This window comes from Nafulsella turpanensis ZLM-10 (assembly GCF_000346615.1).
GTDB classification, from domain to species: Bacteria; Bacteroidota; Bacteroidia; order Cytophagales; family Cyclobacteriaceae; genus Nafulsella; species Nafulsella turpanensis.
Window position 1 is genome coordinate 26,910 of sequence record NZ_ANNU01000061.1, and the last position, 15,989, is coordinate 42,898.

Below are 15,989 nucleotides of genomic sequence, written 5' to 3' on the forward strand. Positions count from 1 at the left end.
AAATATTATAGATTCGATTTAATTGGTGGCTCATTTACTTTTGCTGCATATCAAAACAGAAAAGGACATCCGGAACAGCAATATGATAGTGTATTAAAGAATCTGCCGCACTTGGTAAGCAGCCTGCTCGAATGGGAACGACCAAAGAGCGAATTTTCGACGCTATCCGTTTATCTTCGGTCCTTACCAGCCTCGGTAAAATTGTGTGCCAGTAAGTTTATTTGTATAGGTTTATTATCGAGATTGATGTAAAAAAGGCACTCCTACAGCTGCAGGAAGTGCCTTTTTTGTTTTAATAGGTAGGAGTAAAAAATTTACCTGACGAACACCCACTCGTTCCCTTTGCTGAGTGAATCGCTGTACTCATAGCCTTCGAGCTGGAAGGTCTTAAGCTTTTCGGGCTGGTCAATTTTATTTTTGATGATAAAATCAGTCATCAGGCCACGGGCTTTTTTGGCAAATATGGCAATGGTGCTGTACTTCCCGTTCTTAAATTCTTTGAAAGCAGGGGTATAAACCGTCGCCTGCAGCTCCTTTTTATGGATAGCTTTAAAATATTCGTTGGAGGCGAGGTTAACCAGCGCCGGATTCTTCTGTGCGGCCAGGGCTGAATTAAGGGAATCTGTAATTCGCTTATCCCAAAAAGTATACAGGTCTTTGCCCCGCTTATTTTTAAGTTTTATTTTCATCTCCAGCCGGTAAGGCTGAATAAGGTCAAGCGGGCGTAGCAGTCCGTACAGGCCCGATAAAATGCGAAGATGATCCTGTGCGAACGTTGCCTCCTTCTTGCCGTAGTGCTGTAGGTCGATGCCTGTATAAACATCTCCTTTAAAAGCATAGAGGGCCTGCTTGGCATTTTCGGGAGAGAAGGGTGTATGGAAAGACTGGAAGCGCTCATAGTTCAGCCCGGCAATTTTATCACTTACCTCCATCAGTTTTGCTATATCCGCGGCAGACTGTTTCTGCAGTTCCTTTACCAGGAGCTCTGATTGTTCAAGCAGTTCCGGCTGAGAGTGCAGTTCCGGTACACCATTCGTTGAAAAATCCTGTGTTTTGGAGGGAGAAATAATCGTTATCATATTTATTTTATGCGTCGTGGGGAGCAATAAGCGAATGATAGAATAATGAGCGGCAGCTGCCTTTTGCATGTTCAAAACACGCTGCTTTTTATGCTATCATTCTATTACTCTACCTTTTCTTTACTTAAGCACTGTAATGCCGCCCTGTTGTTTCTGGAGTTTTTGTTCTTCGCCGAACTGGTTGCGATAGGTAATCAAATAAGCATAAGTGCCGACAATGACAGGTTCACCGTTATTACTGGTGCCCCTCCATTCAAAATGAGGATCGGTGCTTTCCCAGATGACCTGCCCCCAGCGGTTAAAGATTAAGATGCGGAACTCCCGCACGTTTGCCAGCATTCTTTCATTAAGGATGCGGAAGTTATCGTTGCGGCCACCGATAATAATAGCATTCGGCAGGAACAGTTTTGGGGTACAGTCATACACCACCTGGAAAGGAATTGGCTCACAATCATTCACCTGGAGCTGATATTTTCCTTCTGCGCGTAAAATGAAGGTGCCGGTTTCATTAACAATGGTCTGGCCGGTTGTCAGGTTCGTCCAGCGGTAAAGCTGGTAGCCCTCTATCTGAATCGTATCGCTGCTCATTTCTTCAAAAGTCGGGCACAATACGTAAGTAGACTGTAGTTCAAGCTCCGGCTCCAGAACAGGAATTAGTTCTATTTCAGCTGTATCTTTTACATTGCAGCCGGCATTTCTCGTACTAACAACGGCCTGATAGTTTCCACCCTCCAGGTACACCTGAGTTTGGTTGGCAATTTCAATTAACTCCTGTTGAGGGTTTGCCAGGTTATACCACCGGATGTTAAGACTATCGCTATACCCGGTTTGTACAGAAACGGCATAATAAGCTTCCCCACAGGCTCTTTCTGCTTCCAGCTTCAGGTCGGCAAGTGGGTTTTCAAGGTCAATGGTATAAGGCTCTGATGTACTGCTACAGCCGGAGGCATTATCCGTTACGGTAACGGTATATGCTCCGCTCTGGTTGATGCTGATTTGGGCTGTTCCCTGTCCCGAAGCTACGCCCGGGCCCACCCAGTTGTAGGATAAATCTCCGCTGGCTCCTTCAGTTTGGGCACTTAAGGTAGCAGTGCCGCTACAGTTGTTATCAGAAGCGACAATATCGACCAGGGGTGGGCCGGAAATTAATACATTAACCGTATCGCGTTTCCAGCATTCCTGGCCACTGCCTGGGGCAGGTGTTACCTCTACCACAAACTGGTAGGAGCCGGCTGTTTCTGTGTCCAGAATAGAAAGTGGTTGCGAGGTGCCGCTATTATTAAGATTTCGTCCGTTCAGGAACCAGGCGAAGGTAAAATCGCTGGCATTGGTAAAGCCGGCATCCAGCGACTGACTGAGGGTGGTACCCACGCAAACATTCACATCATCCCCTAATTCTGCCTTTGGGCGATTGTCTCGTACTTCTACTTCTACTGTATCGGAACTACAGCCGGTAGTAAAGTCAATTACCACCAGTCCCCAAACACCTGCTGTATCTACTGTTAAAGTGTTGCCGGAAGTCCTAATGTGGTCATTAGGTTGTACCGGGGTAGCAGCCGCTAGCATATCGAGCCACTGAAAACCAAATCTGGTGGTATCGGCACTCTGACTGCCACTGCCTCCTTTTGCAAAGCCTTCGATGGTTACCGACTGTTCATCGCAAAGCAGGAGGTTCTGTCCTTCCGGTACAATCGCTTCCGGTTTGGGGTTGATGATAAATTCTGCAATAATTGGTTCCTCTCCGGGCGCAGGGTAGGTGCCGCAGGGGTTGGTAATGGTCATTTTTACATAATAGGTGCCGGGGCCGTGCTGCTCATACACGCTGAAGGGCAGGCTTGGCGGGTCGGCAGGTGCTCCGGGTATTCCCTGTCCCTGCTGGAGGTTCTGAAAAGCCGTGTGGATGGTGTCGCCTGAAACGGAATTTTTAAAGAAATAGAAGTTTAGCGACATATCATTGCTGTAGCGCTGCTGGCCGAAAACCAGTACATCATCGCCAAAGCAGCTGGGCGTAGCCACCATCACTTCTGCTTCCGGAACGGACATTCCTGCATTTTCGCCAAAGTTAGGGAGGCCGAGGGTGCTTTGGGTTCCAGCTATAAGCTCAAAGTCATAATTTTCATTAATGGGCAGAAGACTGGGAAGGGAGTCGGTGGGCCCTGTAATTTTAAATACCTTGGAAGAACCATTTCTGGCAATATAGAGTGCCTGGTCAGGCCCCAGTTGCAAGGCGCCTAATTCTTCACTAATGGCGCCAGATGCCACCCGCGAAGCTTCAATCGATTCTTTATTCAGGGTAGAGTCGACGGTGTACTGGTACAAGTAAGAGGTGCTGGCTGTCTTGACGGTGGCATACAAGCGGTCTCCGGCGAACTCCAGACCGTAAACAGTACCACCGGAAGGAAAAGGGAGGTCCTCCAGGCGTAGCGGGTTAGTGACTGTACCGGAGTCTGGATGAAAGCGGAACAGTTCAATATAGCTGCTTCCGCCTTCATTTACGGTGGTGGCCAGGATGCCACTATCGGATATGCGCATATAGCCGGTGCCATTGGTATGAGTAGAGCCGACATTGCTTATTACCGGCAGGTCAATTCCATCCTGTGTAACCGGATAGCTTAAAAAGGCATTTGAATTCAGCTCATGGGCTACTACCCATCCCCCGCCGCTGTCGCGGCTGGCGGAGGTAAGCTTTTCCGTTACCTGTTCATGCAGTGCAATATCGTTCAGGAGCCTTTCTTCAGCAGAAACAGCCACACCCGGAAGGGTGTCTGTCTTCAAGTCTAGGGTGCTAAAGGCCAGTTCTCCCGCCTCATCGATGGTAAAAAGGTAAAAGAGCGTTTCATCTCCCGCAAAATCGACGAAGAGCGAATTCTGGCTTACTTCCCTGCTGCCGCCTACCGCATCGCCATTCATGGCCGGTTTTACTTCATTGCCATACCAAAGCGTTTCCCCATTGGTTAAGAACAGCACATCGGCATTGGCATCGCCTACAATGGCATTGCCCTGAACGGCGGCCTCACCTCCGGCCATGGCACCGGTACTAATGGCCATACCGGTTTTAAAATCGATACCGGCACCATCTCCAAAATACCAGCGGCTGTTATTCTGGTCTTCTTCATTATAAATGACGACTCTAAAGCTCTGGTAAATAGGGCAGCCGCCTTCATTATAAACCACAAAATAGGTTCCGGCATCTTTGTATTTTCCATCGGCAGTAGTATCCGTTCCGATGGTGATTTCCGTTGCACTCACCACCGGGTTATCACCATCAGCACTTTGGGGCCTGAACCAGTTAACCTCTGCAGGGGTTCCACCCTGCTGGCCACCACCTCCTCCGCTACCGCCGCCACTGGCAGCCTGGACCTGGGCCTGCAATGTTCGGGTATCGCCCGGGCAGAGAACTAACTCACCTGATACTGCCTTTGGTTCGCCGGAAGGATCATCCTGGTCCATAATCTGGAGCTGCTGTTCATTCTGCTGGATAGGGGCGAGGGTGGGGATGGTATCGCTGATGCCGTCATTCCATACCACGAGCTGAACAGGGTAATTTCCGGCCTGCGGAAAGGTTACAATTGGCTGCAACTGCCGGGAGGTAAGCGAGTCTCCGGTGTTGGGGTCAACAGTGCCAAAATTCCAGAGTACGCTATCGGGTGTGGTGGGGTAGCGGGCAAAGAATTTAGTAGAGGCTGTGCTCCCTTGCTGGGGATTTGCCGGCAAACAAGTACCCAGAACGTCAATCTCGATATCGGGTGGCGTTTGAGCCCATGCCAGGGCAGGAAGCATCCACAACAGGCACAGGTAAAATATGGAAATGAGCGATCTTTTACGCATTAAATGAAGCAATTAGTGGAGCACAAGCTTTCAGCTGCTCTTTTGTAAAAAGCCGCCTAATTGGTAAAGATAGAACAAACAAAGTAAAACATTTATTGTTGAATATAACAAAAATACACTTCTTTTAAGTCCAGCGTCCGCGAACATTAAATAATTTTTTAGTATAATCGTTGTTAATACATATTATATTTACGCCTACACTCTATGCCTATGGCCAGCCAATATACAATTGTTAAGCGTTTTCTATCAGTAGGTAGTTTTTTGCTGCTTTACTTCTTTTTTGCTGCCCCGGCGCAGGCGCAGGATCCGCAGTTTTCGCAGTTCTATGCGAATCCGCTTTACCTGAACCCTGGCCTGGTAGGGAACGTGGAGAATGCGCGTGTGGGTGTAAACTTCCGGCACCAGTGGCCCGCCATCGATGCCAGTTTTACCACCTTTACTGCTTACTTCGATTATTTTCTGGAAGATTTTAACAGCGGGGTTGGGGTGTTGCTGATGCGCGACCAGCAGGGCCTGGCCGGGCTTAATTCCACCAGCCTGCAGTTGCAGTATGCTTACCAGCTTCCGTTAACGGAAAAGCTGAGCTTTCGCCCGGGTATTACCATAGGGGGTATCCAGCGGAGCATTAATAAAGATAAGCTTCAGTTTGCCGACCAGTTTAATGGGACAGGCTTTGATCCTGTCGGCCAGAGTGGAGAAGATCTTTCTAACCTAAGGTCTATTTACCAGTTCGACCTTGGGCTGGGAGGGGTATTGTATATGCCTAACGCCTACCTGGGTGCATCGGTAAGTCATATTAACCAGCCGGCTTTTACCTTCTTCGGTGGTGAAGATAATGTTTCCTATCTCCCTTATAAATTATCAGTACACGGAGGATATGTGTTTTACCTGCAGGCCGATGCTCTCCGTCGTGGCTTCGACCAGTTTGGCCGGGAGCGCAGCATTACTCCTACCTTCGAGTATAAAAGCCAGGGCGATTTCCGGCAAATGAGCCTGGGAGCCTACCTTACCTACGAGCCGGTAGTGTTTGGGGTGTGGTACCGCGGACTTCCTGTCGGTGGCCTGGAAGGAGTGGAAAATAACAATGAAGCAGCCATCTTCCTGCTTGGCCTAAAAACAGGCGATCTTAATATTGGCTACAGCTTCGACTATACCCTTTCCGACCTTACCATCAATACCGGTGGGGCACATGAGCTAAGTGCCAGCTATAATTTCAGGCTTACCAACAGCCGCCGGCCACCTAAAAATGTGCGGCTTATTCCCTGTCCGGAATTTTAAACATAAAGTTTTCATAGAAAGGCTGGTATACTTACCGGCCTTTTTTGTTTCGGGCAACCTCTTTCCATTGCAACGTCCTCTTTCTTTTGGGCATAAGCCGTACATTTGGTGCAGTTAAACTGTAGCGAAAATTACCTTTTATGTCACCCGAAGAAATTCTTTACCTGATTTGCGGTCTGCTGATAGCGGACTTTTTATTCGACCAGTGGCTCAATTACCTGAACCTTCGCCATGGCCGCAGCGGGCTGCCTGAACCACTCCGCGGTATATATCCGGAAGAAGAGTATCACCGTTCGATCAGCTATCAGCGGGAGCGACAGCGCTTCTCCCTGTGGCAAAGCAGCTTCAGCTTTGTGCTGCTGCTGGTCATGCTCCTGAGCGGGGCCTTTGGCTGGCTCGATGGCTGGTTGCGCTTATACTTCGAAAATCCGCTTATTCTGGCGCTGGCCTTCTTTGGTGTCTTGTTTGTGGCTTCCGACCTGCTGAGCATTCCATTTCAGTGGTACAGTACTTTTGTAATAGAAGAGAAGTGGGGCTTCAATAAAACTACTCCTGCTACTTTCATAAAAGATAAGCTTAAGGGCTACCTCTTAGGAATGCTGATAGGAGGAGGAATACTGGCTGTGCTGCTGTATCTTATTCTTTTTATTGGTCCTTCTTTCTGGCTTTATTTCTGGGCTGTAATGGCCTTATTCTCCTTGGGGGCTAATATGTTTTATAGTTCGCTAATACTGCCTCTCTTCAATAAGCTTTCTCCGCTGCCGGAGGGAGAATTAAAGGAGGCCATACTGGCATATAGCCGGAAGGTTAATTTCCCGGTAGAAAACATGTATGTAATAGATGGCTCGAAAAGAAGCAGTAAAGCAAATGCTTTTTTCTCAGGTTTGGGGAAGAAAAAGAAAATCGTCTTATTCGATACGCTCATTGACAATCATAGCACCGAAGAGCTGGTGGCGGTGTTGGCGCATGAAGCCGGGCATTATAAGAAAAAGCACATTGTGAAGGGCTTTGTTCTTTCTCTGCTGCAAAGCGGACTGATGTTGTTTCTCCTCTCGTTGCTGGTGTTTTATGCTCCGCTTTCGGCGGCACTGGGCGGTTCTGAATGGGCCATGCACCTGAATTTACTGGCTTTTGGATTGTTGTTTTCGCCGGTATCTCTGCTCATTAGTCTGTTTACGAATAAAATGAGCCGGAAGCATGAGTATGAGGCCGATGCCTTTGCGGCAGAAACTTATGGTGCCATTCCTTTGCAGGAGGCACTCAAAAAACTATCGGTGCGGAATTTGACCAACCTGTGGCCACATCCTTTGTATGTGCGGGTGCATTATTCTCATCCGCCCCTGCTCAGGCGGCTAAAGGCCTTAGAGAAGTATGTTTAATCATTTAGTGTAAGTTATAGCGTTTGTTTTACCCAATTGAATATGATGTTGAAAAAACGTGCCGGATTATTACTGGCTTTCCTGTTTGTGAGCCTGCTGGTTTACGGACAGGGGCGCCCCTCGCAAACCCTGTATCGTGCAGAGAAGCTGTTTGAGATTGGAAATTACGATGATGCCCTCAGTAGCTATTTAAAGGTTTTGGAGGAAGGTGAAAGTGTTCCTTATGTGCAGTACATGGCCGGTCGCTGCTATCTCCTGTCTGCATCATTTGCGGAAAAGTTAAAGGCCATTCCTCTCTTAAAGGCAGCTGTAGCGGGAGCCGATGAGAGCATGCCTGCCGAACTCTACCTGTATATGGGCGATGCTTTATATCTGGAAGGAAATATGTTTCAGGCCCTGAGCAGCTACGATCGCTATAAAGCTGCCGTAGGCAAAGAAGCGGCTAAAGTAAAGGCAGTAGAGGCACGGATCGCGAAAACCCATAAGACCCAGGAAATAATGGGTAAGCCTAAAGATATACAGCTTCGTAGCTTGTCCAAAGGAGTAAACTCTGCCTATACCGAGTATAACCCTGTGGTGGCAGCCGATGAGAGCCTGATGGCCTATACCGTTTTAAAGCCAGCAGATAGCCGCTCAAGTCAGGAGTTTGTAGAGCAAATTATGGTTCTGAAGCGCCAGGGGCAGGAATGGGGCACACCACAACCGCTCAATATCGGGTCGGGCTTTATGGCAGGTACAGCCGGCCTTTCGGCCGATGGCCAGCAAATGATTATTTACCTGAACAGTGGTAGTAAAGGAGGTGAATTATATATGATGTGGCGGAAAGGTGATAGCTGGGGCTCTCCCCAGGAGCTGGTAGGCGATATTAACTCCCGTTACCAGGAAAGCACTGCCAGCATTGTTCCCGATGGTCGTACCATTTATTTTGCCAGCAACCGCCCGGGTGGTTTTGGAGGTATGGATATCTACAAGACTGAGCTTCAGTCAAATGGTGCCTGGGGCAGAGCAGAAAATCTGGGCGCTACGGTAAATACAGCCGCCGATGAGGATGCTCCCTTTATTCACCCCGACGGTCGTACCCTGTTCTTTACCTCCAACGGGCACCAGTCGATGGGAGGAAATGATGTATTCCGTACCCACTTCCTGGCCGGCAAGTGGAGCATCCCGGAAAATATGGGCTACCCCATTAACACAGTGGCTAACGACAACTACTTTACACTTACTGCCGACGGAAGCCGTGCCTATTTCTCTTCCGATCGCCCTGGCGGGCAGGGAGCACAGGATATCTATACCTTCGATATGCCGAAAGAAGACCGTAATATTCCGCTCACCATGGTAAAAGGTCGGGTTCTGGCTGGTGAAAATGAACGTCCGGTCAATACGGTTATTAAGGTTGTGGACAATGAAACAGGTAAAAAGATCGATTATGTATACAATCCTGACCCTGAGACAGGCAATTACCTAATTATTTTCCCTCCCGGCCATAATTATGATATGATTATTCAGGCAGAAGGCTACCTTCCATATGCCATTAATATCAATATTCCGGATCAGGATTACTTCTATGAATTATATCAGCAGGTATTCCTTCGCCCGGTAAAGCAGTTCGATGTGGTGGTAGGCCAGGAAGTAGAAGTGAAGAATGCCTTCTACAATGCTGCAGAGCCAATGCACAGTGATTTAAGAAAAGCCAAGGAAAGCATGCTGGTACAGGAAGATAGTATTGACCTGTACGAAATGATGGAAACCATTATTGGTGCAGAGGACAAAGCGGCCTACGACTACCTGCTGGACCTGATGTATGCCACCAATCCTATCGATGAAGTGGATTTTAGTGCTGCCAACGGCGAAAATGTTGAATCGGCTGAAGTGGTGTACTACTACGAAGAGAATGACAAAACAAAGCTGGAGGCTAAAAAAGTAGGAAATGAAGTAATTTATACGCTTCCTACCTTCTATGTGGCTGAGGAGGCGAAAAAGCAGGCAAAAAAGAAAGAACAGGTCGCTTCTGTCGACCAGAGTTTATTAAAGCCTGTGTACAAGATCTACTTTGGACCGGATGCTAAAAGCCTGAAAGCCGAAGATGAGAAATTACTGGAAGAAATACTGGCCAAATTTAAAGACCACAGCGGACTCGGAGTAGAGATATCGGGTTATGCCTCGGAAGACGGCGATGCGGAATACAACCGCCAGTTGTCGAACGACAGGGCCATAACCGTACTGAACTATTTTAATGAGCGGGGCATTGGTCGCCGCCGTGTGGTAGCTAAAGGTTATGGCGCTACAGAAGGCAGCGAAGGAAATGTGCAGGAAAGCCGCCGGGTCGAGGTAAGAATTATTGACCTGAGCAGGGCCAGCCGTTAGAGAATAATACGTTTTGAAGATCAGGAAAAGGCAGCTCCAAAGTGTTGGGGCTGCCTTTTATGTTTTTACCAGCGGAAAATGGTTTTTTCCTTATCGCCTTTTCTGGAAAAGAGCCTGGTATGGTAGGGAATAAGATAGCTGAGCGAAAGGTACAGTTTGTTGGCTGCTATCTCCGGATTGCTCAGCAGTATGTTATAGCCTGCCTGTCCGTGAAAACCCAGCAAACGGAAACCTACGGATGGTCCTATGCTAAGACTGCCCTGATCAAAATCAGTAAAATAGCCTGCATGGCCACCATAGGTAAGCTTAAGCCGCCCATGTCTTTGCCAGTAAGCGACTTTCATACCTAAAACATTTTCCCAGAAGTTATACTCCACAAAACCATCGACCGCCCTGGTAACCGGTTTGCTCAACCTGATTTTCTTCCAGTTGTAGCCATAGCCTAGCTGGAAATAATCGTTCCGGCCTTTTTCATAGCCAAGCAGGAGGCCATTGGTGCTCTGGAAAATTTTCCGCCTTTCCTTTTTAGATTTTTTGTCATCTTCCTCTTTCTTGCCGAAAAGCTGTGCTTCTGCAACAGCAGGGCTTATCAGGAGGAGCATCAGCACAAGGCCTGTCCAATACTTCATTTACTAATAGTTTGTTGTCTAACGGCAGCGATTCGGCCATTAGTATAGATGATGATGTGCTGCTGATCAATTTAAAAGGACCTGCTTAGGAAGGAAGAACGGCGGTAGCCTCAATCTCTACCAGAAGGTCTGGCCGGATAAGGCGGGGTACCTCTACAAAAGTAGTAACAGGCCGTATATCCTTAAAAACCTCCGCATGGGCGCGTGCTGCCTCTTCCCAGAGGTTAATGTCGGTAAGGTATATACGGGTGCGGATTACGTGCTCAAGGCTGCCTCCGGCCTCCTGCAGTACCTTGCTTATTTTCTTCTGAAGAATAAAAAGAGTTTGGTTATACATATTTCCCTGACCAGATACTTTATTTTTCTCGAGGGCAGTGGTACCGGCTACTTCAATAATGTTTCCCACCCTTACTGCTCTGGAATAGGCAGCGGTGGCTTCCCAGGGGTTGCCTGATGATATACATGTTCTGTTGCTCATGCTTTTGTTTTTATAATCCTGCTAAAAATGTCTTTACTACGGGTATATCGGCCGGGCACCAGTCCAGCGATAAAAGTTCCTGCGGAAGCAACCACCGGTAATTTCGGTGTTCGAACAGCTGTAGGCTTCCGCTTTCCCACCGGCAAACAAAAGGAGCCAGCTGAATTGTCTTTTTGTCGCCGGTAAAAGGTGGAGGCAGTTCGAGTTGTTGCAGAATGCTTATTTTTATGCCTAACTCTTCCTTTATTTCGCGCACGATGCACTCCTGCGCCGATTCGCCTTCTTCAACTTTGCCACCGGGAAACTCCCATTGCAAAGGCTGGTGCATATGGCTGTTTCGTTGTACAACCAGTATTTTGCCCTGCTGTTCGATAACTGCACAACTTACCGCCAGGTGCTTCATTTTTTAAAGATAAAATAAACCGCCAGTATCAGCAGCCCAAAGCCAATAAGGTGGTTAAGCCGAAAGTTTTCATTCCTGAATACCACAGTCGTAAAAATAACGAATACCACCAGGGTAATCACCTCCTGAATTATCTTTAGCTGAAGCAGCGAAAAAGGACCTCCGTTTTCCCGGAAACCGATGCGGTTGGCGGGAACCTGGAAAAAATATTCAAAAAGGGCAATGCCCCAGCTAATGAGTACGACGGAAATCAGCCCCAGATTTTCGAACCATTTCATCTCTTTAAACTTGAGGTGCCCATACCAGGCAATGGTCATGAAGGTATTGGAAAGCAGGAGTAAAATGATGGTGGTGAAGGCTTTCATGTTCAACGGGTATGGCTGTAAAGGTAAGCAGAAGCGCTGAACCTATGGGGTTTAGCAAATAATAATTTTGTGCTTCCGTTGCCGGTGAAGTGGCCGGAACGAAAGTGGACAAAAGAGTCTGCTTCTCCATGTATTCAGACAGTTAAGTTTCACCTGATGCCATGCCTCTTACCTTCGCCTGGGTAGTGTCTGGGCTAAATTTCCGTTTCGGCATCCTTCAGGTGTACCTTGTAGAGGTATTCTGCCAGAAAGAATGCACCCACTCCGCTGAAAATATGCCAGAGGAAATGAGTTCCCATGGGTAATACATCCTGTTCCCAGCTGTCCAGTTTTCTGAAGATAAGGCTGGTGATAAAGAAAACAGCAGAAACGATAATAAACGAGCTGTGCGCCATTCGGGTCCTGTACAGTAAAATAATGGTAGGAATAAAAATAAGGCTTCCTGTTACGGCATAAGTAATGTTGATGGCAAGGTCCAGGGGCAGATAATACCTCGCCCAGAACCTCCATAAAAGACTGGCCGCCACAATAGGAATAACCCACCACCACTTTGGCAATATCTTTACCCAGAAGTAAATAGCCAGCGAAAGCATTAAGATGGCTGTAGGGGTTACATCCAGCAGTAGCAGGAGGCGAGAATTACGTAACGCATGAAAAAGGGTGCTGCCTAATCCTCCTAAAAACAGCAGTGGGATGCAAAAAGTAATGAAAGGGTATTCCCTGTAGCGCCCCCGGAGCTTCCAGGCCCAGTAAACAGCCGGAAGCAGAATGGAAAGCGAAGAAATGGCATTCCATGGTTCAGCTAAGTAGTCGCCTCCCGGTATGGTTTCCCGATAAATAGTGCCTCCATCAGTGGGTAATTGTGTAGTAATGAAATACGCAATCAGGAGTAGAAAGTGCATAGGCTTTTTAATGCTTAATAGCGCAGCTCCTTAAAAGTTTAGTAAAAGGCAGCTTAAATCTGTTCAGGATCCAGGTAATGGACAACTACGAAAAAACGGATGTGGCTCTATACCCGCCGCGGTTCACCGCCAGTTGCAGGTGTATTTTGTTTAAGACTCAGCCCGGAAGGCCTTCTGCTGAGTAGTCAGAATCAGAGCACAGAAAAGGTTCATAAAAGAATCTCCTCATGAGGTTGAGAAGGGCGGGAGGAGAGGAAGAGATTACTGCCAGAGCAGTACTTTACATCTAAAAGATGGAGCCCATAAAAATGACTGAAAGGATAAGAATTAGGTAGTAGAGGCGGTACAGGTCCATTTTTTTGCCTTTAACATAATCAGTGAAGCCGTACTTAAATCTTTTTTCATAACGTGTTTTCATAGCTATCTCCTTTGTTAAGTAAATGTTAAAAAATTATTGCATTTCCGTTAAAATTGATTTTAAAGCTGGAGAGGCCCTGCTTCGAGAGGGGACCGAAGCTCCAAATATGCTTTTAAACTGCACAGGGGCAGTTTGAGCATTTTTATAAAATCTTAAAATGGGAAAGAGTAATACATTAACGTATAAACCAGTAGCAGGGTTACAAAGGAATAAAAAAATCCCTGCCTGGCTCATGGGGAGGCCGCGCAGGGATGAATAGAAAAGGTGTGATGAGTAATGTTAAGATTCGAGTGCTTTTACACCTGGCAGCGTTTTTCCTTCCATGTACTCCAGCAGTGCACCGCCGCCGGTAGAAACATAGCTGACCTCATCGCCAAAGCCCATCTGGTTAACCGCCGCAGCACTGTCGCCGCCGCCAATCAGGCTGAAAGCGCCGTTCCTGGTCGCTTCCACCACTGCTTCGGCAATTGTTTTGGTACCCAGAGCAAAATTTTCCATTTCAAAAACACCCATGGGTCCGTTCCAGAGAATAGTTTTCGATTCTCTAATGGTGCGCTTAAAAATTTCCTGTGCTTCAGGCCCAATGTCCAGTCCCATCCAGCCATCCGGTATGGCATGGTTACTGGCAATTTTTGTCTGGGCGTTATTATCGAACTTGTCGGCAATAACAGAGTCGATAGGAAGCTTGATCTCGACATTTTTGGCTTTGGCTTTTTTAATCAGCTCGTCTGCCAGCTTAATTTTATCTTCCTCCACAAGAGAGTTGCCTGTGTGGCCTCCCATTGCCTTAAAAAAGGTATAGGACATGCCACCGCCAATAATCAGGTTATCGACCCTGTCGAGTAACTGCTCGATTACTTCTATTTTGTCCGAAATTTTGGCGCCTCCCATGATGGCGGTAAAAGGTCTTTTCGCATCTTTCAACACCTTTTCGGCATTTTCCAGCTCTGCCTGCAGTACATAGCCGGCCACCTTATCGTCGAGGTACTGAGCCATTACGGCGGTAGAGGCGTGGGCGCGGTGGGCAGTTCCAAAGGCATCCATTACCCACACATTTCCCAGTTCGGCCAGTTTCCTGGCAAAGTTTTCGTCTCCTTTGGTTTCTTCCGGGTGAAAACGCAGGTTTTCAAGGAGCAGGACCTGCCCGGCTTTCAACTGCTGAGCTTTTTCGCGTGCTTCTTCACCTACACAATCACTGGCAAACTGCACGTCGGTATTCAGCTCTTTTTTTAAGTATGGGATGAGATGCTTTAAGGAATATTTATTTTCAGGACCATTTTTTGGGCGGCCCAGGTGCGACATCAGAATAACGGCACCACCATCGTCTATTATTTTTCTGATGGAAGGTAATGCGGCTTTCAGGCGGGTGTCGTCGGTAATTTCGTGCTGCTCATTAAGAGGAACGTTAAAATCGACCCGCATTACAGCTCGTTTCCCGGAAAAGTTATAGTTGTCAAGAGTTTTCATATTGTTTTAACTATTTAAAAATCAATCAATTAAGTTGTCAAAAGCTTAGTTTTAGTAAAAAATCAGTAAAAAAATCAGCTTGTTATATTCTCTTACAAGCATTTTACTAATATCTGTTTGATGTCTAAAATTAATATAATTCCTGATTGTTATCAATTCAAGCAAAATAAAGAAGGGAAACTGTTACTTCGTTTTTTGTTCTTATATTGATCATACATTTAATCTGGCTTACACAACTTTTCCTTTCTGCTGTGTATAATCAAAAAGCACAGAAATGGGAATAAACGATATAATAAAGGATTATGTAGAAGAGCGACTGTTGGAAATGGAAGATGAAACAGGTATAAACTTTCAGCTTTGCTGTCAATCCTCTTATGGCACTTTACATGCCTGTTTGAGCCGAATCGTTTGTGAGAATGAAGGTTTGGATGATAAGGAAATCGAATCGGTAGTCGGCAAGTACTTCACTATTGAATCTTGCCATTTTGGCGAAATTTATTTTAACCTTTTACAGGTGGATTGGGATAAGCTACAGAGGAAATTGAAGATACAGTTGATACTGGAAGAATAAAAGAAGAGCTGCCAGTTTTCATTTGGCAGCTCTTCTTTTATTTATCATCATAAAGATAATCCAGTTCTCCACTTTCAGATAAACCATCGATAAATGATCTGAAAGACATAACGCTGGTTTCTCCATAATTTTCAGCTCGCTGCTCGTCTGGCAATTCATTTTTGGAATAGAAGGAAATAGCAACTCTTGCAGAAATGGGAAAATATAAATCATGTTCATTTTCAAAGTTGGTAAATAGGACATTAATGCTTGTATTCCGATTTTCAGCCTTAATAAGAGTAATAAATTCGAAAATTTGTATAGAATAATCGTCTAAACTTTCCACCACCAAAGTAATTGGAGAATTACCATATAGCACTTCGACAATCTCTACATAGAACATCCCATCTTTCACATAAAACTCACGTGGTTCTGGAAGGATTGGGATGTGTTCTTTTGCTTCAAAATTTACACTAACTTTTGCATCAGAAGTAATCTGGTATCCATAGCTATCTGTGGTGACTAATTTTACATAAATATAAAAATCATCGAGGTTTGGGAGCCTTGAAATATGTTCAAGCATTGTCATTTGTAGATCATCTACATCTACGAAATAAGAAAATGTAGTTGTAGGATTAACATCCATCAGCTCAACAGAAACATGGTAAACATGCGTGGTCGTGTATCCAGTGAAATGTGGATTAATTTCCATCTTTTCCACCCTCCTGTTGTAGTAGCTGCTTTCTTAGAAAATCCAGTGAATAAGTAATGATCTCTCCTTTCGAGAATGACAATCTTTTAGTGGACCCCAAGCTTAGGACAGCTTTCTTTGAATTTTAATTGAATTAA

The 15,989-nt window shown here is 46.3% G+C and carries 14 protein-coding genes; 4 read left to right on the forward strand and 10 right to left on the reverse strand.

The annotated features are described in order from the left end of the window. Nucleotides 1-314: 314 nt before the first annotated feature. Both yaaA and F752_RS0120020 read right to left on the reverse strand, forming a co-directional pair. The gene (gene yaaA, locus F752_RS0120015) at nt 315-1,148 is read right to left on the reverse strand and encodes a peroxide stress protein YaaA (protein WP_017733529.1); all 834 of its coding nucleotides are present in this window, start codon (nt 1,146-1,148) and stop codon (nt 315-317) included. Nucleotides 1,149-1,199: 51 nt separating this feature from the next. Continuing rightward, the gene (locus tag F752_RS0120020) at nt 1,200-4,907 is read right to left on the reverse strand and encodes a T9SS type B sorting domain-containing protein (protein WP_017733530.1); all 3,708 of its coding nucleotides are present in this window, start codon (nt 4,905-4,907) and stop codon (nt 1,200-1,202) included. A 210-nt stretch (nt 4,908-5,117) separates the two neighbouring features. Here F752_RS0120020 and F752_RS0120025 point away from each other — a divergent pair, with 210 nt between their 5' ends. From F752_RS0120025 to F752_RS0120035, 3 genes are all read left to right on the forward strand, one after another. Continuing rightward, complete coding sequence (locus F752_RS0120025) at nt 5,118-6,185, forward strand: PorP/SprF family type IX secretion system membrane protein (RefSeq protein ID WP_081604619.1); 1,068 nt, start codon at nt 5,118-5,120, stop codon at nt 6,183-6,185. A gap of 140 nt (nt 6,186-6,325) precedes the next feature. Beyond that, the gene (locus F752_RS0120030) at nt 6,326-7,564 is read left to right on the forward strand and encodes a M48 family metallopeptidase (RefSeq protein WP_017733532.1); all 1,239 of its coding nucleotides are present in this window, start codon (nt 6,326-6,328) and stop codon (nt 7,562-7,564) included. Nucleotides 7,565-7,606: 42 nt separating this feature from the next. Continuing rightward, a complete protein-coding gene (locus tag F752_RS0120035; protein WP_152425230.1) occupies nt 7,607-9,928 on the forward strand; it encodes an OmpA family protein in 2,322 nt (773 codons plus the stop codon). Between the two features lie 65 nt (nt 9,929-9,993). Here the strand turns inward: F752_RS0120035 and F752_RS0120040 are convergent, their stop codons facing one another. The 7 genes from F752_RS0120040 to F752_RS0120070 all read right to left on the reverse strand — a co-directional run bounded on the left by F752_RS0120040 (nt 9,994) and on the right by F752_RS0120070 (nt 14,590). Continuing rightward, on the reverse strand, nt 9,994-10,557 hold the full coding sequence (locus tag F752_RS0120040) for a hypothetical protein (protein ID WP_017733534.1): 564 nt from the start codon (nt 10,555-10,557) through the stop codon (nt 9,994-9,996). 85 nt (nt 10,558-10,642) lie between these two features. Further along, a complete protein-coding gene (locus tag F752_RS0120045) occupies nt 10,643-11,035 on the reverse strand; it encodes a RidA family protein (protein ID WP_017733535.1) in 393 nt (130 codons plus the stop codon). Nucleotides 11,036-11,045: 10 nt separating this feature from the next. Next, complete coding sequence (locus F752_RS0120050) at nt 11,046-11,438, reverse strand: (deoxy)nucleoside triphosphate pyrophosphohydrolase (protein ID WP_017733536.1); 393 nt, start codon at nt 11,436-11,438, stop codon at nt 11,046-11,048. Then, on the reverse strand, nt 11,435-11,803 hold the full coding sequence (locus F752_RS0120055) for a DMT family protein (protein ID WP_017733537.1): 369 nt from the start codon (nt 11,801-11,803) through the stop codon (nt 11,435-11,437). The genes F752_RS0120050 and F752_RS0120055 overlap by 4 nt, the downstream gene beginning before the upstream one ends. A gap of 194 nt (nt 11,804-11,997) precedes the next feature. Continuing rightward, nucleotides 11,998-12,705 carry a hypothetical protein gene (locus F752_RS0120060; protein WP_017733538.1) on the reverse strand — a complete coding sequence of 236 codons (708 nt, stop codon included), beginning with the start codon at nt 12,703-12,705 and terminating at the stop codon, nt 11,998-12,000. A gap of 286 nt (nt 12,706-12,991) precedes the next feature. Beyond that, a complete protein-coding gene (locus F752_RS26865; RefSeq protein ID WP_017733539.1) occupies nt 12,992-13,123 on the reverse strand; it encodes a hypothetical protein in 132 nt (43 codons plus the stop codon). A gap of 279 nt (nt 13,124-13,402) precedes the next feature. Continuing rightward, nucleotides 13,403-14,590 (reverse strand): phosphoglycerate kinase, encoded by a 1,188-nt coding sequence (locus F752_RS0120070; protein WP_017733540.1) that lies wholly within the window; start codon nt 14,588-14,590, stop codon nt 13,403-13,405. Nucleotides 14,591-14,864: 274 nt separating this feature from the next. Between F752_RS0120070 and F752_RS0120075 the strand changes: the two genes are divergently transcribed. After that, on the forward strand, nt 14,865-15,161 hold the full coding sequence (locus tag F752_RS0120075) for a hypothetical protein (protein ID WP_017733541.1): 297 nt from the start codon (nt 14,865-14,867) through the stop codon (nt 15,159-15,161). A gap of 37 nt (nt 15,162-15,198) precedes the next feature. Here F752_RS0120075 and F752_RS0120080 read toward each other — a convergent pair whose 3' ends face one another. Next, nucleotides 15,199-15,852, reverse strand: a complete 654-nt coding sequence (locus tag F752_RS0120080) for a hypothetical protein (protein WP_017733542.1) — start codon at nt 15,850-15,852, stop codon at nt 15,199-15,201. Nucleotides 15,853-15,989 lie beyond the last annotated feature (137 nt).

Coding starts and splice junctions, on each gene's coding strand:
- yaaA (WP_017733529.1), bottom strand. CDS start 1,148: ATGCAAAAGGCAGCTGCCGCTCATTATTCTATCATTCGCTTATTGCTC.
- F752_RS0120025 (WP_081604619.1), top strand. CDS start 5,118: ATGGCCAGCCAATATACAATTGTTAAGCGTTTTCTATCAGTAGGTAGT.
- F752_RS26865 (WP_017733539.1), bottom strand. CDS start 13,123: ATGAAAACACGTTATGAAAAAAGATTTAAGTACGGCTTCACTGATTAT.
- F752_RS0120075 (WP_017733541.1), top strand. CDS start 14,865: ATGGGAATAAACGATATAATAAAGGATTATGTAGAAGAGCGACTGTTG.
- F752_RS0120035 (WP_152425230.1), top strand. CDS start 7,607: ATGATGTTGAAAAAACGTGCCGGATTATTACTGGCTTTCCTGTTTGTG.
- F752_RS0120050 (WP_017733536.1), bottom strand. CDS start 11,438: ATGAAGCACCTGGCGGTAAGTTGTGCAGTTATCGAACAGCAGGGCAAA.
- F752_RS0120055 (WP_017733537.1), bottom strand. CDS start 11,803: ATGAAAGCCTTCACCACCATCATTTTACTCCTGCTTTCCAATACCTTC.
- F752_RS0120020 (WP_017733530.1), bottom strand. CDS start 4,907: ATGCGTAAAAGATCGCTCATTTCCATATTTTACCTGTGCCTGTTGTGG.
- F752_RS0120045 (WP_017733535.1), bottom strand. CDS start 11,035: ATGAGCAACAGAACATGTATATCATCAGGCAACCCCTGGGAAGCCACC.
- F752_RS0120030 (WP_017733532.1), top strand. CDS start 6,326: ATGTCACCCGAAGAAATTCTTTACCTGATTTGCGGTCTGCTGATAGCG.
- F752_RS0120070 (WP_017733540.1), bottom strand. CDS start 14,590: ATGAAAACTCTTGACAACTATAACTTTTCCGGGAAACGAGCTGTAATG.
- F752_RS0120060 (WP_017733538.1), bottom strand. CDS start 12,705: ATGCACTTTCTACTCCTGATTGCGTATTTCATTACTACACAATTACCC.
- F752_RS0120080 (WP_017733542.1), bottom strand. CDS start 15,852: ATGGAAATTAATCCACATTTCACTGGATACACGACCACGCATGTTTAC.
- F752_RS0120040 (WP_017733534.1), bottom strand. CDS start 10,557: ATGAAGTATTGGACAGGCCTTGTGCTGATGCTCCTCCTGATAAGCCCT.